This is a genomic window from Paenibacillus sp. FSL R7-0297 (assembly GCF_038009025.1).
Lineage (GTDB): Bacteria > Bacillota > Bacilli > Paenibacillales > Paenibacillaceae > Paenibacillus_AQ.
In genome coordinates, this window is record NZ_JBBPAQ010000001.1 from 4,619,216 (window position 1) to 4,640,952 (window position 21,737).

The 21,737-nt window shown below is 53.5% G+C and carries 11 protein-coding genes; 10 read left to right on the forward strand and 1 reads right to left on the reverse strand.

Features of this window, described 5'->3' with window-relative positions:
- Nucleotides 1-38: 38 nt before the first annotated feature.
- From MKZ24_RS20400 to MKZ24_RS20410, 3 genes are read left to right on the forward strand one after another with little or no spacing between them, the layout of a single operon-like run.
- Entirely contained in the window at nucleotides 39-419 is a 381-nt protein-coding gene (locus MKZ24_RS20400) for a GntR family transcriptional regulator (RefSeq protein ID WP_039291902.1), read from the forward strand.
- Nucleotides 416-1,285, forward strand: a complete 870-nt coding sequence (locus MKZ24_RS20405) for an ABC transporter ATP-binding protein (protein WP_042236686.1) — start codon at nucleotides 416-418, stop codon at nucleotides 1,283-1,285. Before MKZ24_RS20400 ends, MKZ24_RS20405 begins: the two co-directional genes overlap by 4 nt.
- Nucleotides 1,278-1,916, forward strand: a complete 639-nt coding sequence (locus MKZ24_RS20410) for an ABC-2 transporter permease (RefSeq protein WP_042236684.1) — start codon at nucleotides 1,278-1,280, stop codon at nucleotides 1,914-1,916. Before MKZ24_RS20405 ends, MKZ24_RS20410 begins: the two co-directional genes overlap by 8 nt.
- A 101-nt stretch (nucleotides 1,917-2,017) precedes the next feature.
- On the opposite strand, the gene MKZ24_RS20415 is transcribed toward MKZ24_RS20410, so the two are convergent.
- Nucleotides 2,018-2,365: a ribosomal protein L7/L12 gene (locus tag MKZ24_RS20415; protein WP_340785876.1), complete on the reverse strand. Its 348-nt coding sequence runs from the start codon at nucleotides 2,363-2,365 to the stop codon at nucleotides 2,018-2,020.
- Nucleotides 2,366-2,545: 180 nt separating this feature from the next.
- Here MKZ24_RS20415 and MKZ24_RS20420 point away from each other — a divergent pair, with 180 nt between their 5' ends.
- The 7 genes from MKZ24_RS20420 to MKZ24_RS20450 all read left to right on the forward strand — a co-directional run bounded on the left by MKZ24_RS20420 (nucleotide 2,546) and on the right by MKZ24_RS20450 (nucleotide 21,736).
- The gene (locus MKZ24_RS20420) at nucleotides 2,546-2,890 is read left to right on the forward strand and encodes a hypothetical protein (RefSeq protein ID WP_039291910.1); all 345 of its coding nucleotides are present in this window, start codon (nucleotides 2,546-2,548) and stop codon (nucleotides 2,888-2,890) included.
- 77 nt (nucleotides 2,891-2,967) lie between these two features.
- A complete protein-coding gene (locus MKZ24_RS20425) occupies nucleotides 2,968-3,159 on the forward strand; it encodes a hypothetical protein (RefSeq protein WP_039291913.1) in 192 nt (63 codons plus the stop codon).
- A 143-nt stretch (nucleotides 3,160-3,302) separates the two neighbouring features.
- Nucleotides 3,303-4,283, forward strand: coding sequence for a patatin-like phospholipase family protein (locus tag MKZ24_RS20430; protein WP_340785879.1), 981 nt, complete (start codon nucleotides 3,303-3,305; stop codon nucleotides 4,281-4,283).
- 352 nt (nucleotides 4,284-4,635) lie between these two features.
- Nucleotides 4,636-6,384 (forward strand): indolepyruvate ferredoxin oxidoreductase subunit alpha, encoded by a 1,749-nt coding sequence (iorA, locus tag MKZ24_RS20435; protein ID WP_340785883.1) that lies wholly within the window; start codon nucleotides 4,636-4,638, stop codon nucleotides 6,382-6,384.
- A 7-nt stretch (nucleotides 6,385-6,391) separates the two neighbouring features.
- On the forward strand, nucleotides 6,392-6,982 hold the full coding sequence (locus tag MKZ24_RS20440; protein ID WP_340785885.1) for an indolepyruvate oxidoreductase subunit beta: 591 nt from the start codon (nucleotides 6,392-6,394) through the stop codon (nucleotides 6,980-6,982).
- On the forward strand, nucleotides 6,972-15,428 hold the full coding sequence (locus tag MKZ24_RS20445) for an SDR family NAD(P)-dependent oxidoreductase (RefSeq protein ID WP_340785887.1): 8,457 nt from the start codon (nucleotides 6,972-6,974) through the stop codon (nucleotides 15,426-15,428). The genes MKZ24_RS20440 and MKZ24_RS20445 overlap by 11 nt, the downstream gene beginning before the upstream one ends.
- A 5-nt stretch (nucleotides 15,429-15,433) precedes the next feature.
- The gene (locus MKZ24_RS20450) at nucleotides 15,434-21,736 is read left to right on the forward strand and encodes a beta-ketoacyl synthase N-terminal-like domain-containing protein (RefSeq protein ID WP_340785889.1); all 6,303 of its coding nucleotides are present in this window, start codon (nucleotides 15,434-15,436) and stop codon (nucleotides 21,734-21,736) included.
- Nucleotide 21,737: the final 1 nt, after the last annotated feature.

Here is a 21,737-nt window from a genome sequence, read left to right on the forward strand (position 1 = left end):
TTAAATACAAATACCGCAAAGGACGCTGGTGCTGCTGCATGAATATTTTGATATCAAGTACGTCCGGTGAACCGATCTACGCCCAGATTGTAGGACAAGTCCGCCAGATGATTCTGCAAGGGGAGCTGGTCTCCGGTACGCCGCTGCCATCGATCCGCTTATTGGCCAAGGAGCTGCAGATCAGTGTCATTACCACGAAGCGGGCTTACGAAGAGCTTGAGCGGGAAGGGCTGGTTAACTCGATTGTCGGTAAGGGCTCTTTTGTTTCGGGGGCGGATCAGGAATATATCCGGGAGCAGCGGCTGCGGATTGTAGAGGGCAAGCTGAAAGAAATCATTGATGAGAGCAGACTGCTGGGCATGGAGTACGCCGAGCTGGCGGAGATGCTGAAACTGCTCTATGAGGAGGAACAGGAATGAGCGATGTAATCCGGTTAGACCATTTAACCAAAAGCTACGACCGGTTTGAGCTGAAAGATATCTCATTGTCCATCAAGGAGGGGTTTATTACAGGCCTGATCGGCCCGAATGGTGCAGGCAAAACTTCGCTGATCAAAATGATGATGGGGATGATCTACCCGGATCAAGGCAATATCACGATATTCGGCCAGAATAACCAGCTATATCAGGCAGTGGTCAAGGAGCGGATCGGTTATGTCTCGGATGAGAATATCTATTATGAGAATCTCACCGTCAAGCAGATGAAGAGAGTTATCGCTCCGTTCTACACCCGCTGGAATGAAGATACATATGTGAAGTTTCAGGAGCTGTTCAAGCTTCCGTCCGGCAAGAAGATCAAGGATCTGTCCAAGGGGATGAAAATCAAATTCTCGCTCGCCATCGCCCTATCCCATGGTGCCGATCTGCTAATCATGGATGAGCCCACCTCGGGGCTTGATCCGATTTTCCGCAGAGAGATGCTGGAGCTGCTCAGTGAGCATATTCAGGACGAGAAGAAATCGATTCTGTTCTCCACCCATAACACGATGGATCTGGACCGGATTGCCGACTATATTGTATTCATCAATGAGGGGCGGATTGTTTTCAATGAGATGAAGGAGAGCATCAGTGAGCGTTACCTTCTGGTCAAAGGCGGGAAGGAACTGCTCGACCGTGATGTCCGGCGCTGGTTCGTCGGCATCCGCGAGAGCGGACTGGGGTTCGAGGGTCTGATCAGCAACCGTTCGGAGGGCGAACGATATTTCAAGGATACTGCTATTTGCGAGACGCCTACTCTGGAAGAAATCATGTATTTTACGGTAAAAGGAAGTGAAGCGCATGTATAGCTCCCTGTATCTGATCCGCAAAGACTTCATCCTTACCCGGAAATTCATTATGCTGCTGGTGCCGTATTATATACTCGTGGGATATACGAATGCGGAAGCCTACACCTTGTTCTCGGTGTTCCCGGCTATGCTGCTGCTGATCAATGCCTGCGCTATTGATATGCAGCATAACAATCAGAAATTTCTGGTCAGTCTTCCTGTACCTAGGCAGCGTCTGATTCAGGCCAAATATTTAACGCTCATTCCTTTCTTGGCCTTCAGCATCCTCTGCACACTGCTACTCTATCTGTTTGCATTTGCGATGGGGAAGATAGACGCTCCGCTCCGCTGGAGAGAGCTGGGCCTTGCGGCCGCGTCTTTTCCGCTGCTTGCTTCCTTCTATCTGCCGCTGTATTTCTGGCTGGGACAAAAGGGCATGCAAGTAGTCAATTTCATATTCATCATGTTAATCATACTGAACGTCACGGCACTCAAAAGTTTATCTGAACGGGTTCCAGCACTCGCTGAATGGTTCCGGACCGGCAGGCTGGACAGCATGCTTCTGCCCCTCATCGGTGTTCTGGCCTATCTTGTTATTATCTACAGCTCTTATATGCTCTCTATGCGGATTTTTGTTAAAAAGGACGTATAACCCCAGCCGGGTTGCCAGCAATCCGGCATCATAAAAAAACGACCTCAGCTTCCACTTTAAAGTGGTGGACGGGGTCGTTTTTGGTTCTGTGCAGGGTCAGGTCAGCGGAAGGGACCGCCTTGTTCCAGATTGTCGATGAAGTCCTTGGCATCCTTCAGGGATAAATTCCGTGCTTCCCGCATTACCTTAATCGCTTGAATCTTCTTGCCCTCCCCGAGCAGCAGATGCAGTCTCCGCTCCAGATCAGGAGCAATCTCCGGGTTCTGCACGAACAGCGGGGTCGGAATGCCGGCTATCCTGCCTCCAGCTCCTGCAGGTCCCCCATAAGCATCCCTCTGCGCCAACTGAGACTCCAGCTCTGTTACGCGCTTTTTGAGACGGAACACACTTAACATAAGCAGCAACACAAGAACCAAAGCCAGAATTGCAATAATATCCGTATTGTCCATGGGAGCGGCTCCTTTCTGCCCTTATAGCATTGATCACAGTAACAAGACCTATCATATTCTACTACCCGCTGAGCAGAAGAATGAACACTTCACTTTATGCAGAATGTCATATTCATCGCTCTAAAAGTATGATATTTTTATGCGAAATTTCAAATATTTATAGAAATGGGGGGCTTACCGGTGATAACTCCGTACAATCTTGAAGAGTATTATGTAAGGATCGGCCGTCTGAAGCAGCGTTATTTATCAGAGCGCTTTGAGCAGGAGCTTCCGGCATTCCATTCTCACCTGGAGGCGGCCCAGTGGTTCCGCAGCATGTTCCCGGGCGGGTTCATTTTTGTGGAGGAGATGGAAGCGGCTAACGCTGAGAGCTATTACTTGTATGACATCATCCACGACCGGGAGCTGTGGGAGCGCAGACAACAGGATTTGAAGACCAAAGGCACCGCTTCCGGACTTGGCATGCTCCTATGCACCCAGCGGGTCGATATTTACGAGGACGGATCCGTGCAAATCGCTTTTTAACAATAAATACTGTTTCAGGACAAATGAATCAAAAGTGAGATTAAATGGTGTATAATCATGGAAAGGGAGGTGATTTCATGGCTGACTTCTTTAATCCGGGGCCACATGCGAATTCGACTGATCCCGGCGGGCATAAAGCCAACCATGACGTGAATGCGCAGAAGTATCACACCGAAGGCCCTCCAGGCTTATGGAGGCAAATATCCGATCTGGTTATTGCCATAGCTGTCATTGCCTTTTTCATTTTTGTGATCATGTGGATCTTTTGATCTGTCTCCCCAACAAGCGGCTGTCCAAGACTGGCTTCATGGTCCTGGTGCATCCGCTTGTTGTTGTTTTACAAGTGAATAAATCAGAGTATCCAACACATACTTACAGAACATCTTTTATTTGTAACAGGAGGGGTACTCAGGTGGAGGCAGATGCAGTCTTTGAAGGCGGTGGCGTAAAGGGAATTGCTTTTGTAGGAGCCATTGAAGTGATGGAATCCAGAGGATACACCTGGAACAAGCTTGCGGGGACTTCTGCCGGCGCGATCATTGCAGCTTTGTTGGCCTGCGGTTACAATAGTGCTGATATCAGAGAGCTGATGAGCTCGCTTGACTATATGAAGCTGCTCGGGCGTACCAGAATGAACAGCCTGCCGATCTTGAACAAAACGCTTCCGTTAATGATGAAGTCAGGCATTTACAGCAACCACATTTTAGAACAGGTAATGACGGAATGGCTGAAGCGTAAGAAAGTTGTAACGTTTGGAGATATTCCCGAAGGCAAGCTTTCGATTATAGTTTCGAATATAAGCAATGGGCGGATTGCAGTTTTCCCGAATGATTTGCCTCACTATGGCCATAAGGCGTCCGAATTCCCCATAGCCGCAGCAGTACGGATGAGCACCACGCTGCCTTTCTTTTTTCAACCCTATGTCTGGCATACGCCCCTTCAGAAGAAACCCTATTATATGCTGGACGGAGGAATGCTTAGCAATTATCCGATCTGGCTATTTGACGTTGATGGAGTCCCACGGTGGCCAACCTTCGGATTCAGACTGTCGGAAAGGCGGACCTATGCCCAATCGATTGAGATCAATGGTCCGGTCTCGTTACTCAAAGGGATGTTCAAAACCATGCTGCAGGCTCATGATCAAAGACATGTAGACAAACATGCGGAAGAGCGCACAATATTTATTCCCACTGGAAAGGTAACGACGACAAAGTTCGAATTGACGGAGGAAGATAAGCATTTCTTGCTCTCATCCGGCCACGCTGCGGCAGATAAATTCCTGGAGACATGGGATTTCGAAGACTATAAGCATAAATTCCGCGAAAACCATGCAGCCGTACCGGTTCAGACTTTTTCCAGTGAATCCCAGCAGGAGTCCGGTATTTATCACTGAAATCCAAGGCTACTTCTTCCACATTGAGGAGCAGTAGCCTTTTGCTTTGGCCTTTTGCGAGGAAACGACAATAAATGCTATATAAGATAAATATATGTTTTAATTTGGAAAGTCTGCAACAATAGGTTGCGGGCTTTTTAATTATTTCAATTTTGTGAAAATTAGCAGATTAAGGAACTAAATATCTGGAATTTATTAAAAAAAAGTAACAAAGTTAATAGTAACACTATAATATTGATTATAGCCTATAAATAAGTAGTAAACGCCTATAAATGTTAAAAATGTAATCTGTGATTTGGGAGTAATGCAGCTGCGCGGTTCTGTTAAATGAGATGAACGAGAGGACGATCCGATGAAAGCTCTAATGATGGGTAATGAGGCAATTGCCAGAGGCGCTTATGAAGCAAATTGTAAAATCATTTCATCCTATCCCGGAACACCGAGTACGGAAATAGTCGAGAGCATCAGTGTCTATGAGGGTGTATATGCCGAATGGGCACCCAACGAAAAGGTAGCTCTGGAAGTAGCAGCAGGCGCCTGTATCGCCGGTATCCGCAGTCTGACCACCATGAAGCACGTAGGGGTGAATGTTGCGGCAGATCCGCTGTTCAATATGACCTATGAAGGTGTAAATGCCGGTCTGGTCATTGTTTCAGCAGATGATCCGGGGATCCATTCCTCTCAGAACGAACAGGACAACCGCATTTATGCCAGTCATGCCAAGATGCCGCTACTCGAGCCGACCAGCTCCCAGGAATGCAAGGATATGATTGTCGAAGCCTATGAGATCAGCGAGCGCTTCAATACACCTGTCCTGTTCAGGACCACAACCCGGGTGTCCCATTCGAAGGGGATTGTTCACTTCCGGGAAGACCTGGCGGTGGAGGAGAAATTCAGAACCTATAAGAAAAACAAGCTGGACAGGCTGCTCCTTCCGGCTATCTCCAGAAAGCGGCATCTGGAAATCGAAGCGAATCTCCTGGATATTCAGGCGTACTCCAATGCCTCCCCTCTAAATGTAATAGAGTACAGCTCTCCGGAGATCGGCATAGTGACAAGCGGAATATCCTATCAATATGTTAAGGAAGTGTTCGGAGATACGGTAAGCGTGCTGAAGCTGGGCATGAGTTATCCTTTTCCGGACGAGAAGGCCAGAGAATTCGCTGCATGGGCCAAAACAATCTATGTCGTCGAGGAGGGCGAGCCCTTCATCGAAACCTCACTTAAAACGATGGGCATTGCCTGTACTGGTAAGGAGATCATTCCCGTCTGCGGCGAGTTGAACCCGGAAATTATCAGAAAAGCGATCACCCGTGAAGAATTCGACTGCTACGAGGGTGTCCAAGTACCGCCAAGACCGCCAAGGCTGTGTGCAGGCTGCGGTTATCTGGGGCTGTACAGCGCAGTCAAGCAGCACAGGGACATTATAGCCGCCGGCGATATCGGCTGTTACACGCTGGGCGGCACGGAGCCGATCAAGGCGCTCGACACCGTGCTCTGCATGGGCGCTTCCATCTCTATGGCAACGGGCATGCAGCGTACTCAGGATTTCAAACCGATGGGCAAGAAGGTATTCGCCTTCATCGGTGACTCCACCTTTTTTCACTCAGGTATGACCGGACTGCTGAACGCAGTTTACAACAAGACCCCGATTGTCATCTGTATCCTGGACAATCGCTCCACATCCATGACCGGCAATCAAGAGAACCCGGGCACCGGGCGCACACTGCAGGGCAGCACGTCGGAAGCCATACGGATTGAAGATATCGTGCTCGCACTGGGCATTAAACCGGACAACCTCAGAATATTAGACCCCACCAACCTCCAAGAAACGCAGCAGTGTGTGGAGACAGCCAAGCTCAGCACTGAACCGTTCGTAATCATCTCCAGACATCCTTGTGAACTTCTCAAAAGCAAAGCGGAACCCATAAAAAAATACATCATTAACAATGTTACCTGTGTGAATTGCAAAAAATGCACTATGCTAGGCTGCTCGGCAATCAAAATTGTAAACCGCCAAATTATGATTGACCCGCTGGACTGCAAGGGCTGCAGCATCTGCCAGCAGGTTTGTCCCTATGACAGTATTAAGGAGGCTTAAGCGACCTATGACAGCAGCTACAAGCATTATTTTAGCCGGTGTGGGCGGAAAAGGTGTCATTACTGTAACCAATGTGTTATCCCAGGGATTGGTTGCGCTCGGGTATGACGTGAAGGTCTCCGAGGTGCACGGCATGTCGCAAAGAGGCGGAAGCGTGCATGCGCAGGTTCGTTTTGGCGACAAAATCTACTCTCCCCTGATTGAAATGGGCACAGCGGACTATATTGTCGGCTTCGATCAGATCGAAGCGCTGCGCTGGGGAAGCTTCCTGAAACAGGAGGGGCGGATGCTCGTCAATCTGGCAGAGCTGAATGAAGAAACATACAAAGGAAAGTACGAGGACAGCTTCAGCCGGTACAAGCATGTCACTTATGTCGAAGGAACAGCCATTGCCAAGGAAACGGGAAATGTGCGGAATGAGAATTTCGTCATGCTGGGCGCGCTGCTGCAGGCGCTTGGATTTGAATTCGGGGCCTGGAAGAGCACGATGGAGAAGTATATCAAGAAGCAGTATCAGGAGGACAGCATTCTCTCTCTGATTAGAGGGATGAGGGAACAACGGGTCGCCAGAGAAAAGGAGACGGTATATGAGCTCTAAGGCTTCGGCAAGCAAGCTTAAGCCGCGGAGGGCAGCAGCCGAGCAGGATGTGGCGATTGTCGGCATCGGGTGCAGATTCCCAGAGGCAGAGAATTACAGCAGCTACTGGAACAACATGATCAATCATGTGAATTCCGTCAAGCCTATCAGTTATGACCGCTGGCAGAACGGAAGATACGGACTGAAGAATGAGGCCGACCTCGGCTGGGACAATGAGCAGTTTGTGAAATACTGCGCTTCATTATCCGGCATCGACAAGTTTGACAATACCTTTTTTAACTTGTCACCCAGAGAGGTGGCGAGCATGGACCCCCAGCAGCGGATTCTGCTGGAAGAAACATGGCATTGTCTTGAGGATTCAGGGATTCCGCTGCATGATCTCCAGAAGGAACGGACTTCTGTGTATGTCGGAGTTACCGGCAATGACTACGGTCTGATTGCATTGACCGGCGGTGATAAGGTCGATCATTATGCGGGCCTCGGCAACTTCGAGTGTATTGCGGCGAACCGCATCTCGCATGCTCTGGGCCTGACCGGAGAGAGCCTCTCTCTGGATACCGCTTGCTCCTCCTCACTGGTTGCTGTTCACAAAGCAAGACAGAATCTCCAGGCCGGAGAAGCGAAGTATGCCATAGCGGCAGGCGTGTGCCTAGCCTATCATCCTTGGCGGTACGTGAGCTTCTCCAAGTCGAATATGATGAGCCGGGACGGACAATGCAAGGCTTTTGACGAGAATGCGGACGGATTTGTGCAGGGAGAGGGCGTTGGCGTCCTGCTGCTGCAGAAGCTGGAGGATGCGGTGCGGGACGGCAACCATGTCTACGGCATTATCCGGGGAACCGCAGTGAACCACTGCGGCGCTTCACAGACCATCGCTGCACCGAGCATGAAAGCGCAGAAGGAATTAGTTGAAGCTGCTTTGCGGGAAGCCCGTGTAGATGCTTCGACCGTCAATTATATTGAGGCGCATGGCACCGGAACCGCTCTTGGCGATCCGATTGAAGTCGAAGCGTTGACCCAGGTGTTCAGGCAGTACACCGATCAGGAACAGTTCTGCACCATTGGCTCGGTCAAGACCAATATCGGTCATTTGGCAAGTGCCTCTGGCGTTGCCGGGATCATCCGGGTGCTGCTGATGATGAAGCATAAGACTATTCCCAAGCTGCTCAACCTTACCGGTCTGAATCCGCTCCTGGACTGGGAGCATACCCCGTTTAAGGTAGCCACGGACAACACAGAGTGGGTGCCGGTAAATGAAGAGACCCCGCTGCGGGCAGGCGTAAGCGGCTTTGGCTTCGGCGGAGTTAATGCCCATGTGATTCTTGAGGCTTACGAGCCGCCGAAACCGGCCAGAGCCAGTAACAAATCCGTACCGGGTGCGCAGCTCTTCACTCTCTCTGCCCTGAACAGCGACAGTATGTACGAGAGTATAGCCGTCTGGAAGTCTCATTTGAATTCGCCGGAGATGGCGGACGCATCCATCGCCGAGCTTTGCAAAACGCTGCTTGCAGGCAGACGCCATTGCCGGGAATACAGAATCGGCGCTGTCATCCGGAGCAGGCAGGAGCTAGCCGAGTATCTGCAATCCGCTGCCTCCGCTGTTAAGCGGCTGGAGCCGGGCCGCAAGCAGTGGTCGGTACATTTCACCAATGTCATCTATACAGGATTCACGGAGATTAAGAGGGTAATGGAAGAGCCGTATATCCGTGAAGTTCTTGAAGAGGTTATTGCCGAAACTGAGCTGCGCGATGGGCCGGCCGCTATCCGAAGTGGCATTACAATTGCCAAATGGAACAAGGATAAGCTTGCCGCCTACTCTTTCCTGATTAATTATACGCTGGCTAAAGTCCTGATCAGTCTTGGGGTAGATGTCGCGTCCGTAAGCGGTGAGCAGCAAGGGACGCTGCTCGCGATGGCGGTCAGCGGAATGATTACGCCTGTTCAGGCGTATGACATGCTGACCGGCAGGGCTACTCTTGCGGAAACTGTGCTGCAAAGACCGAAGCTGACCTTCATAGACCCTGTTCATCAAGTGAGGATTCACCGTATTAACATTGGCCCGGCTTATATTGCTGGCTTGCGCAATGTGTGCATCACCGATGCTGACGCTGCGGCGTTCAGGCATTATGTGAAGAAAGCCAGAATACTCAGCCGGACCCAATTTACCTTTAAGAAATATTTGCGGGATTGGGATCAATCCCCGGCGCTGCAAGCAGCGAAGATGTCCACAGACTCGCTGCTGCATCAGGAGCAGTTGTTAGCTGCCGGTGAGGGCGGCCAGGCAATAGAGCGGCAGCGTGTTCTTCTGCTCTTGATCGCCTACGGTTCGCTGCTGAAGCTGAATCAGAAATGGGATTTGTCGGAACGCATCACTTTAAGTGATACGCGGCTGAGTGAATGGGTCCAGCTTATTCTGGATGAGGTTATATCCAAGGAACTGGCCGTACGGCTGTTAACTACCTCTGATGAAGAAGAGGCTGGAGTGATGGAAGCTGTCCGGAATCAGCTCAATGAACGTCAGGAGCAATTGAATTTAAATGTCCCCTACACCTGTCTGCACGAAGCCAATAACCATATGACAGAAATTGCCGAGCCTGCAAGCTGGAGAGAACAGCTTCAGGAGCAATGTGCAGGGCAGAGCGTTTTGCAGTCTGAGATAATCCGGTTGTGTGCAGGGGACAAGGAAACGGCAGCATTATCGCCTCAGAGTGACGGAGCCTTTGGCTTCCATGAGGTTCTGCTGAAGTTATGGCTGGCTGGCGCAGATTTGGAATGGAGCAGGCTGTATCCCGGCGGCAGCTTCATGAAGCAGCCATTGCCCGGCTATGTCTTTAACCGTTCTTCGCATTGGATGGTGGCCCCTCAGGCCGCTCCGGCTCAGAGCCATCCGATGATTGATCTGGCGAAGTCCAGCCCAGAGCGGCTGTTATACGTGAAGACACTTAAGGTGAGCGATTTCTATGTTGGCGAGCATATTGTGGATGAACGGGTGATTTTGCCGGGAGTCGCTTATCTGGAGATGGTCAGGGCGGCCGGCGAATTCGCAGCTCGGACACAGGTGCACTCCATTAAGGATGTGCTATGGGTGAACCGGCTGGAAGTGACCGATACACGGGATGCCTATATTCAGCTCACTCCCGAATCAGGGTACATGAAGTTCCAGGTGTATACAACAGAGAACAGCACCCGGCTTATTCATTGCACAGGCAAGCTCTATACCGGGACTGGACAGCAGGCGACGCGGCACAACTTCAATCTTGACGCTATTCAGGCCCGGGGCGGAGTCAGAATTGCCAAGGATTTCTGCTACAACGAGGTCTTTGGCAGCTCTATCGGTTTTCAATATGGACCAAGCTTCCAGGCTACAACAGAAGCACTGTGCGGAAGCGGAGAATCGCTGGAGAAGCTCGACCTTCCTCCGGACCTGCTGCCTGCATTTAGCCAATATATGCTGCACCCGTCCCTTGTCGATGCTGCGCTACGGGCAGTGACCTGGATCGGCGGAGCCGAAGCGTACAAGCAGCTTAGATTACATATTCCGTTCGCACTCGGTGAAGTCCGCATCTACGGCAGGCTGACGCCAAGCTGCTATTCATATGCGGAGATCGTACCGGAGACAGCAGGCAAGGCTGCGGGGATGAAGCGGTTCAATGTCTATATTCTGAATGAGCAGGGGGAAGTGCTGGTGGAAGCCAGAGACTTCACGATCCGGGCTATTCAGCCAACCAATCCGGTGAGTACGGCAAGTCGCATTCACCTGTATACCGAGCGCTGGCAGGAAGCACAGCTTCCGGAAGCCTGGGGGCTTGGCAGCCAAAGTGAAGGGATCAGCAAGGCCGAAGTGAAGAATATGCTGTATATGGTCCGGGACAAAGGGAAGGTTCAACGGCTGACAGAAGCATTCGCCCGGGAGCATACGGTGCCGGACAACATCATTATTGTGAATCCGGGAGCGGACTACAGCGCAGCTGCAGGAAATAAGGAATACAGCATCCGGCCTGAACAGGAAGCGGATTATAGCAGGCTGCTCACGGAGCTGCTGGCAAAGGGGATAAGGATTGACGCTATTCTGTATGAGTGGGATGGGGAACAGGCAGAGATCCTGAACGCTTTTTATCCGGTTCTGTATCTGTTCAAGGCGGTTACTCAGCTCTATTCCCAAGCACAGGTCCGCTTCTTGCTGGGCGCAGTCCGCAGCGGCAGCCAGCCGGGAGCGGGAATGCTGCGGGGGCTGTCCAAGGCCCTTCAGGCCACCAACCGCAGCTTCATCCCGTCCATAATGTATTGCGACGATGCTGAAGAAATTCCGTTCTACGCGGCGCAAGAGCTGCTGTACCGCAAGCAGGCGTCCTTTGTGGAAATTAGTTATACAGGCGGAGCGAGAGCCAGCCGTGTGGTCCTTCCGCTGGAGTCATTACCGGAAGCAGAATTCAGCGGTTTCCGCAAACAGGGTACCTACCTGATTACCGGCGGAATGGGTAAGCTCGGACTTGCCGTGGCCGAATTTGCCCTGCGGAATTATGAAGCCAATGTGGTGCTGACCGGAAGATCCGCACTGGATGAACCGAGAAGACGTGAGCTTGAGCGGCTGCAGAGTTATCCCGGGCAGGTTATTTACTTGCCTGGTGATATCGCGGAGCGGCGAACTGCCGTAGAGATCGTGGCGCAGGCCCAAGAGGCTTTTCATTCCATTCAAGGCGTCATTCATTGTGCCGGAGTGCTTGGTGAGCATCCGCTCATGGAAGCCAGTCCTGAACAGATGGCAGAAGTGCTGCTGCCCAAGATCCAGGGAGCGATCAACCTGGATGAAGCTACGCAGCTGGAGAAGCTGGACTTCTTCGTGCTTTTCTCGTCCATTTCCGCAATCATTGGAGATTTCGCCAGAGGCACTTATGCGGCGGCGAACAGTTATCTCGACCGCTTCGCCTTACTCCGGGCTGAGCAGGTTAAGGAGGGGATCCGTTCAGGTGCATCCCTGTCCATCAACTGGCCGGTGTGGAATGACGGCGCGATGCAGTTGTCCGGAGAGGAAGCCGTACAATACCGCCAGCAGGCCGGGATGGAGCAGCTGGATACACAGACTGGTCTTGAACTGCTGGAGCAGCTGGTCCGCACGGGTGAATCCCGTATTATTGTAGTCTGCGGAGAACGGCAGCAGCTGAGCCGGGTACTTGCGGCAGTTACAGAAGAGAAGCCGCAGCAGGAGAGGGTGCTGAATGCTTCCGCGCAGAGTGTTCATGAGCGGCAGCGGGCAGCAGCGGTAACGGTAACGGGCGGGGCAACAGCTCCACTGAAGCTTCCGTTTCCGCCAATCCAGCAGCAGCCGCTTCATAGCGGTCTTGTCTCCACCGTTAAGGTGGAGGAAGCTGTTCAGCAATACTTGAAAGGAGTCGTGTCGCAGGCGACCGGGGTTCCGGCAGCGCAGCTTGAAGCCTCAGCCGACTTCTCCAAATACGGCATCGACTCCATCATGATCATGGAGCTGAATGGGATCCTGGGCAAGGACTTCTCCGATTTGCCAAGCACGCTTTTCTTTGAATACAGCACGATTGCTCTTCTAGCGGCATTCTTTATGGATAATCATGCGGAATTCTTTCAGCAGTCCGCCGGGGAACCAGGTCAGAGCGGGGGATCAGAGCAACGAGGAACCGCAGTGGAAGAAGCGGCCGAACAAGTGATGCCAGAAGCGGTGTCAGCAGAAACGGGAACTGTCCATGATGTGGCTGTAAAAGAGGAAGCTGCCCCCGCCATGTCCCTGCATCAGGGTGCAGAAGCAGTAAGCGGGGATATTGCGATTATCGGCTTAAGCGGACAGTACCCGATGGCGGATACGCTGGAGGAATTCTGGGATGTGCTAAGCGGGGGGCGGGACTGCGTTACGGAGATTCCGCCGGAGCGCTGGGATTACCGCAAGGATTACCATCCAGAGAAAGGCAAGCCGGGCAAAGTGTACACCAAGTGGGGCGCGTTCATGAAGGATGTCGAGAAATTCGATGCCGGATTCTTCCATATCTCCCCGCGGGAAGCGGAGCTGATGGACCCGCAGGAGCGGCTCATGCTCCAGACCACCTACCACACGCTGGAGGATGCGGGAGCTGCCGCGGATACCCTCTCCGGCAAAAAGGTTGGCGTGTTTATCGGCGTAATGAATTCCCATTATCAGCTGCTAGGTGTCGAGCAATACCATAACGGCCGGCTCATGGATGTCCGTTCTTCGTTTGCTTCCATCGCTAACCGGATTTCATATCATTTCAACTTCAAGGGACCAAGCCTGGCCATTGATACGATGTGCTCGTCTGCGCTGGTGGCTATCCATATGGCCTGCGAGAGCATCCGGCATGGTGAGAGTGAGATGGCGGTGGCCGGTAGTGTCAACACCCTAGTACATCCGGCAAAATATATCTTCCTGACCGATCAGCGATTCGGCTCCACGGAAGGCAAGTGCCGGGCCTTCGGCCAGGGCGGGGACGGCTATGTTCCCGGTGAAGGCGTTGGCGCGGTTCTGCTGAAACCGCTGGAGGCGGCGCTCCGCGACGGGGACTCAGTCTATGGCTTAATCAAAGGAACGGCAGTCAATCACGGCGGCAAGGTCAGTTCTTATACTGTGCCTAATCCGAATGCCCAGTCCGAGCTGATTGAGGAGGCGCTGCGGAGGTCTGGCGTGCATCCCGAGCAGATCAGTTACATTGAGGCACATGGTACCGGAACCGCGCTGGGAGACCCGATCGAGGTGGCCGGGTTAACCAAGGCGTTCAAGAAATTCACCGCCAAAACGCAGTTTTGCGCCATTGGCTCGGTCAAGAGTAATATCGGACATCTCGAATCAGCAGCCGGGATGGCCTCCTTGACCAAGGTGCTGCTGCAAATGAAGCACAAGCAGCTGGTGCCTTCAATTCTCGCGGAGCAGCTCAACGAGAATATAGATTTTGCCAAGACACCGTTCTATGTACAGCGTTCGCTCCAGCCGTGGAAGCCGCTTATGGAGGAGACGCCGGATGGCCTGAAGGTTCAGCCGCTCAGGGCGGGCATCAGCTCCTTCGGGGCAGGCGGCACCAACGCCCACATTGTGATTGAGCAATATGAGCCGGACGTACCTCCCGCAGCGCAGAGTGAGGAGCAGCTCATCGTGCTGTCCGCCAAGAGCAGGGACAAGCTGCAGGCGCAGGCCCGGCAGCTCGCGGCATTTATCGCCCGCCACCGGACGGGTGGACGGGCTGTGGACACAAGTGAGCTAATAACCGCCCGATTACAGGCTGTCCGTAACCGCTGTCTGGACGTTGTCGCGGAAGTGCTTGGCGTGAACCCCGGGCAGATCGACTATGACGAAATTCTGACTGAGCTGTGCGCGGATGCTGTACACCAGGTTAGGCTGGCCGATGCCATCAATGAGCTGGTTCAGGAACATGCTGCCGACAGCACATTAGGGGCTACCCGGTCGCTGCGTGAGCTGATGAATCATCTGGAAGCGGCTGAGCTTAGCCGGAGGAATGCCGGAATCGGATTTGATACCCAGGCTTACGTCGAGACTGCTGCGGCTAGTGCAGCGGGGATGGATGCCGCCGATACAGAAGGATATACACTGCGCCTGGAGGATATCGCTTATACGCTGCAGGTTGGGCGGGAAGCTTTTACCGAGAGAGTGGCCATTGTCAGCCGGAATATAGGAGAGCTTAGGGAAGTATTAATCCGCTTTGCCTCCGGAGAACCGAAATTGCCGGATGTCTACACAGGCAGCCTGGACCCGCAGCGTGATATTGCCGCCATTCTGTTCCAGAACGAATCCGGGCATCGGTTTATCGACAGCGCGGTTCGTAACAGACAATGGCCGCAGATTGCCCAGCTCTGGCTGCTGAAGGCGAAGATAGACTGGAAGCTGCTGCATGATGAACGCAGCCGTGCACGGGTGATTCCGCTGCCGAATTATATTTTTGACAAAAAGAGATATTGGATCGGCAATAGCTTCTCGGCGTCTGCCGCAGAGGCCAATCGCTACACGCTTGAAGCGGAGCCGGATTGGGAATCGGAACCGGCCTGTGATGAGCAGAACAAGAGCCTTCGGCCACAAACTTCACAGACTCCGCAAACCGTGACGCCGGCAGAATCGATCGGATATGTAGAAACGTCAGCAGACTCGGTGGAGCAATGTCTGAACCGCACGCTGGAGGAGGTCATTTATTTGGAGGCCGGAGAGGTTAACGCCGATCTTCCCTTCTCGGAACTGGGTGTGAATTCTGTGTTGACGCTGGAACTGATAGACAAGCTGAACGATCGCCTCGGCCTTGCGCTGCATTCCAATGATCTGTTCAATTACAACACGGTACGGCTGCTAACTGCCCATATTCTGGAGACAGCAGGAACGGGATCTGCGACCTCCGGGAACTCCGGGCTGACGGTGGATAGCCCTATAGATCTGAATGAACTTGAACTCTTACTGGAGGGGAGCTAATGCCTATGCAGAGCAGAACACATACACCGGACTTTACGCAAAATAGTGGGAATGTGCGCAGCGATGATATCGCCATTATCGGCCTCTCCGGCAGATTCTCCGGCGCCCGCAATGTGCAGCAGTATTGGGACAACCTTGTACAGGAAGTGAGCAGTCTTCAGGAAGCGCCTGCTGAACGAACGGAGCTGACCAAGCTGACCCCTTCGCAGAAGGCACATATCCGCTATGGGGGCTTTCTCCCTGGCGCGGATCAATTCGATCCTTTGTTCTTCCACATCTCTCCCAAAGAAGCGGAGCATATGGACCCCAGACAACGGCTGTTTCTGGAAGAATCCTGGAAGGCCATTGAAGATGCGGGATATTCGCTTCAGGATATGTCAGGCAGCAAATGCGGCATATTCGTGGGCCTTCAGCAAGGGGAGTATCTGGAGCGGTTCCTGGGTGAGACGAACGAGCATGTCCCTACAGGGAACAGCTTGTCGGTCATTCCGGCGAGAATTTCCTATCTGCTGAATTTAAAGGGGCCGAGCATCGCCCTGGATACCGCCTGCTCCTCGTCACTGGTAGCTTTGTCACTTGCTTGTGACAGCCTGCATAGCGGCAGCAGCGAGATGGCGATCGCCGGAGGTGTCCAGCTTATGCTCACGCCTTGGATTTATATGTCGCTGGGCAAGCTGGGGATGCTGAACACCGACGGAATCTGCAAGCCATTCGCCGAGGAGGCGGACGGCATAGGCCTGGGCGAAGGCGTAGGCGCTGTGCTCCTCAAGAAGTATGCTGCCGCGAAGCGGGACGGAGACCATATCTACGGAGTCATCAAGGGCATCGGGGTCAATCAGGATGGTAAAACCAATGGCATTACCGCCCCGAATGGTCTCTCACAGGCAGCGCTGGAACGTGAAGTCTATGAGAAATCCGGGATTAACCCTGAACACATCAGCTATGTGGAGGCGCATGGCACGGGCACCCGGCTGGGGGATCCGATCGAGGTCGCTGCCCTCACGGAGACCTTCGGCGCATTCACGGACAAGAAGCAATATTGCCATCTCGGCTCAGTCAAAGGCAACATAGGACACACCCTGTCCGCCTCGGGCATGGCGGGTCTGATCAAGGTTCTCCTGAGCCTGCAGCACGGCAGAATTCCCGCCACGCTTCACTCCGGTGAGGGGAACAAGCTGATCGATTTTAAGAACAGCCCATTCTATGTGGGAAAAGAGACCGAGGAATGGCGCAGGGAAGCCGGACGGCCAAGAATGGCGGCGGTCAGCTCGTTTGGAATGAGCGGAACCAACTGCCATGTGGTGGTTGCGGAGCATATAGAGCAAGAAGAAGCCGCCACCGGTACAGCCGGGAACAATGACGGGAAAGTACTGCTGTTCGCTTTGTCAGCGAAAAGCGATACGGCACTCGAGGCCAAGGTACGGAATCTGCGGGATTATCTGCAGGGGCGCACAAGCTTGGGCAGACTGGCCAATGTATCGTATACACTGCTGGCCGGAAGAGATCATTACACCTACCGCAGCATGTTTATTTCCGCAAGCAAGGAAGAGCTGGTCCGGGAGCTGGAGGCTTTTCTTCATAAGCAGCCAAGCTCAGGCTGGTATAGCGGCGGCGGATCGGGCGGCAGTGAGCGGGTGAACCCTGCGCTGAAATCCAAGATGGAGCAATTGCTGGTCCAGTTCCATCAGGACCGGCTTACTCCGCAGGAACGGGCAAAGGCGGCGCAGTTGATTGCCAATTATTACATCAAAGGCTATGCAGCCGATTTCAAGAGCCTGTCCGCTGCCGGGAGCTTCCGCAGAGTACCGCTTCCAGGCTATCCCTTTGATTATATGCGCTGCTGGATCGAGGCAGTGGATGAGAAGGGAAGCGCGGAGAATGGCGGAGTTGACGGAAGTACCGCAGCTGCAGGAGGGGCTCGCGGAGTATCCGGGAGTGGCGGAGCTGCCATAGGAGCTGACCAAGTATCCAGAAGCAGCTCAACTGCCGGGGCTGCCGAAAGTGCTGGAGCAGCGGCAGAGGGGCAGCTACATCCGCTGGTTCACCGCAATGTGTCAACGGTGCAGGGAATCGGCTTTGTAAGTGAACCGGAGGCTGCCGGAAAGGCCGTGTTCGGCAAGTCCATTTATGGGGTAGCGGTATTCAGTGAAGCTATTCTGCTGGCCATGGGCGCGCAGGCTGCACTGCTGGGAAGCGGTGCTCCGGGTATTGCCTCACTGGAGCAGATTCAGTTCTGCCATCCTGCTTCTGACAAGCAGCAAGTGAAACTGAATATTCAACTTCAAGGTGAGGGTGAGGGGGATTCCCTCCGGTTCGCTGTCCTGCGAGAAGGATCGCAGCAGGATATCCTGGCAGCAGGTACGGCCAGAACAGGCCTGGCTTATCCGTCTCACGAACCGGCAGCGGTGGATATAGGCAAGCTTAAGCAGGAAGCAGCGCATGTTCGGACTGGGGATGAAGTCTACCGGGTACTGGAGAATCAAAGGATAGCTTATGAAGCACAGGCACAGATCATAACAGGCATGTACAGCAGCTTGACAGACCACTTGGCGGTAATTTCACCAGGCCCGTTCCATTCGGCGGACGATGTCCTGGCAGCTAGGTTAACTGAAGCTGTCCTGCAGGGGCTGAACATGGACATTATCGGCAATGGCGGCACGGCGTCTGCAGCTTATGAGATCGGCGAAATACAGCTTATCCGTCAAGCCTCATCGGCGAAATATATTCATTTTCAGTCGGGTGGTCTGGAGACTGCCGGCGGTGAGCTTCATTATGACGTTCATGTGCTGAATGAGTCGGGTGAAGCGGTGCTGTCCTTTAAGAACATCCAGATGGTTCCCGTCAGCACCCGTGAGATTGTTACCGGGGAGCAATATGCTCTGCTTAAGAAGGAATGGATGAAATCGGAGCAGCCTCGTGAGCCCAAACAGGGTGAAGGGCAGTATCTCATCATCGTAAATGAAGAGATGGGTGATGACGCACTTGCAGCGGTCAGAGCTAGCTTTGAAGCGCCGCTGATCCTGTGTGACGGAAAGGCCCAGCAAACCCGTGACTCCGTGTTACCCGTTGACTTCACGCTTACAGAGGATAGTGAGCAGACGATTGAAGCCGTACTCGGGATGAAGCTGAAACTCAAGGGAATCGTTGATTTCTCCGATCTCCATGCACAGCCGAAGCCCATGTCCAAGCAGAGCTACGGTAAAATCATGCTTTTGCAAGCGCTGGTCAAGCAGGCGGGCAAGGATTTTCGGATTGTTCATTTGACCGGCGGGGTTCAGAATCCGGAGAACCGCACGGTTACTCTGGCCGGAGCGGATATCGCCGGGATCATCCGCACGCTTGGCGCAGAATATAGACAAGTTACCGCCCGCACCGTGGATATCGGCCTGGATGTTTGGGATATTAACCGGCAGCTCCGGATTGTCCTAGGTGAATTAAGCCTGGAATCGGATACTGCTGAAGCGTGCTATGCGGACGGATTGCGATATGAGCCGGTGATCACCACGCTGAAGCAGCAGAATAAATGGATCGGCCGCGAGCGGCATAACCGGTTGAAGGTAGACCCCAAGAAGGTCTATGTCATTACCGGAGGCACGCGGGGGATCGGGGCCGAGGCGGCCCGCCTGCTGGTCCGAAGAGGCGCACGGAAGCTGGTCCTGATGGGGGTTCAGGCTTTTCCTGCCCGGGAGGATTGGCCGGACATCTTGTCCGGTGCTATCCATGATCCGGGAAGTCTGGCACGAATCAAGCGGGTAGTGAAGCTGGAAGCCTCCGGCGCCCAGGTTGAGGTATATTCCGGTTCGCTGACCGATGCCGGGCAGCTTATGCCGTTTGTTGAGTGCATCCGGCAGCAGTGGGGCGAAATTGGCGGTGTTGTGCACTGCGCAGGCTCCAATCTGAATCAGCACCCGGCCTTTGTGAACAAAAAAATCGCCGATATCCGGCAGGTCTTTGAACCTAAGGTTGAAGGGGTGGCGGCACTCCAGCACATTTTTGCCCAGGATAAGCTGGAATTCTTTATTCTTTTCTCCTCCATTTCAGCTCTGGCGCCGCTGTTGTCTGCCGGGCTTAGTGATTACAGTGCAGCCAACTATTATCTGGACCTGTATGCACAGCATCAGCACACCCTCGGAAATAGTTATTATCAGTCGATCATCTGGCCGAGCTGGTCAGAGGTCGGGATGCTGGCGGATTCCGGATTTCAGCTTAGCCCGCTCTATACACAGTCAGGACTTACCGCACACAGCCTTGCTGATGGCCTCTTTATGCTGGAGGACATCATCATTGGCAGTGATTCGCCAAGTGTGATCCCTGCTATCCTGCAAATGGACCTTTACCGCCCGGAATTATTAATCAAGGCAAGTGCTGAACGGGTTAAGGGTTCGCCTGGGTTGAAGGCCGTTGTAAAGAGTCAATGCAGTCCTTACGCTGCGGTAGCCGGGGAGAATGTACAGAATACACTGATTACTCCAAGTGAGCTGCAAAAAGCGTCCGCCCTGATCCTGGATATCTTCTGTGCAGAGCTGAAGCTGCCGCGGGACCGTGTACGTGAGGATGTTCCATTTGCCGAAATCGGCGTGGATTCCATACTGCTGATCGAGGTCATTAAGAAGCTGGACACCGCTTTTCAGACCCGCATGGATCCGGCGCTGTTCTTCGAGCTTAGAGACATGCGCGCGCTGGCAGAGCATCTATGCTCAAACGGCGCAGAATATAAGAGTCAGCCGGAGTTGGAGCAGGATGCCACGCCTTTGCTGACAGGCAATAGAATCAGATTCGCTGAACCGTATAACCGGGTGCCGGAATTTCATTACGGCCGAAGCAGGGAAGCAAGAATGCAAGCGGTACACAACGTACAGGACGAAACGCCAAGCCCTGAAGGCAGGCATGACGGACGGATTGCCGTTATCGGCATGGGCTGCCATTTTCCGGGGGCTGGAGACAAGGACGCCTTCTGGAACAATCTGCGGCAGGGACTGGACAGTATTACGGAGGTTCCGGCCAGCCGCTGGGACAAGGATGAATGGTACGCACCTGTCTATGCGGAAGGCAAAAGCATCAGCAAATGGGGCGGGTTCCTGGACGATATCGAGCGCTTCGACGGCAGGTATTTCGACCTTAAGGAGAATGTGGAGCAGATCAGTCCGCTCATGCGGCAGTCCCTTGAGGTTACAGCGGAGACTATTCTGGATGCGGGCTATGAAATGGAGGACATCAGCGGGAAGAAGGTCGGTGTATTCATCGGCGCCCATCCAGGCTCTTATCCGGGCTGGGTGCAGGATATCAATAAGAATACGATTATCGGCATCGGGCAAAATTTCATCGCGGCTTATGCCTCCCATTTCTTCAATCTTAAGGGTCCCAGCCTAACGGTGGACAGCGCCTGTTCTTCCTCGCTCCTCAGTCTGCACCTGGCCTGCCAGAGCATCCGCTCCGGCGAGTCGGAGATGGCTATAGCGGGAGGGGTGGATCTGCTTTTGGATGAGCGTCCCCATCTCGTATTCAGCGCCTCCAAGGCAATGTCGCCGGACGGCAAATGCCATACCTTTGATGAGGAGGCGAACGGCATCGTCCCGGGAGAAGGCTGCGGAGCGGTGCTGCTCAAGCCGCTGGCCAACGCCCTCGCCGACGGGGACAGAATCTACACGGTTATTGAAGCCTCGGCAACCAATAATGACGGCCGTACGATGGGGGTCACCACCCCAAGCATGCAGGCCCAGGAAGAGGTTATCGCTGAAGCGATCCGCCGTTCCGGTATTCACCCGGAAACGATTGGTTACGTGGAGACCCACGGCACAGGTACGATGATCGGCGATCCCATTGAGCTGAAGGCCCTGACCTCAGTTTACAAAAGATATACCGGTGCCACAGGCTTTTGCGGTGTGGGCAGCGTGAAGACCAATATTGGCCATTGCCTCAGCGCGGCCGGCATTGCCAGCTTCATTAAGGCGGCGCTGTGCGTCCACCACAAGATGCTTGTTCCAACGCTGAATTGCAGCCGGCCCAATCCGCGCTTCGACTTCGGGCACTCGCCTTTTTATCCGGTGCTTGAGGCCGCAGCCTGGGACAGCCACGGGGAGGCCCGGCGGGCAGCCGTCAGCTCCTTCGGATTCGGCGGCACCAATGTTCATATGATCATCGGGGAGTGCGGGGAGGATGCACTCAGCGGTTATGCCCGGTGCAGATATCCGTTGCCTGCACCGCTGTATAACAGGCAGCAGGCCTGGGTAAACCGCGGGAAGGAAGAGGGCAGGCAGACACAGGATGAGCAGGATCAGTTGTCCTTTCTGCAATTCGTGGAAGAGTAGG